Origin of the sequence: Scandinavium sp. (genome assembly GCF_032012665.1) — a bacterium.
Lineage (GTDB): Bacteria > Pseudomonadota > Gammaproteobacteria > Enterobacterales > Enterobacteriaceae > Scandinavium.
This window is the reverse complement of record NZ_DALZVG010000068.1, coordinates 776-1,091: the sequence shown is the minus strand read 5'-3', so window position 1 is coordinate 1,091 and position 316 is coordinate 776. Positions and strand designations below refer to the sequence as shown.

The window sequence follows — 316 nt, the reverse complement described above, 5'->3', positions numbered from 1 at the left end:
GAAGGTGGGGATGACGTCAAATCATCATGCCCCTTATGACCTGGGCTACACACGTGCTACAATGGGAAGTACAACGAGTCGCTAGACCGCGAGGTCATGCAAATCTCTTAAAGCTTCTCTCAGTTCGGATTGCAGGCTGCAACTCGCCTGCATGAAGCCGGAATCGCTAGTAATCGCGGATCAGCATGCCGCGGTGAATACGTTCCCGGGCCTTGTACACACCGCCCGTCACACCACGAGAGTTTGTAACACCCGAAGTCGGTGAGGTAACCTTTTTGGAGCCAGCCGCCTAAGGTGGGATAGATGATTGGGGTGA

General features: G+C 54.1%; 1 rRNA gene (only partly in view). It reads left to right on the top strand.

The annotated features are described in order from the left end of the window. Positions 1 to 316, top strand: a 16S ribosomal RNA gene (locus tag RTU33_RS21820) (its annotated part continues 391 nt past the right edge of the window); the annotation flags it as partial.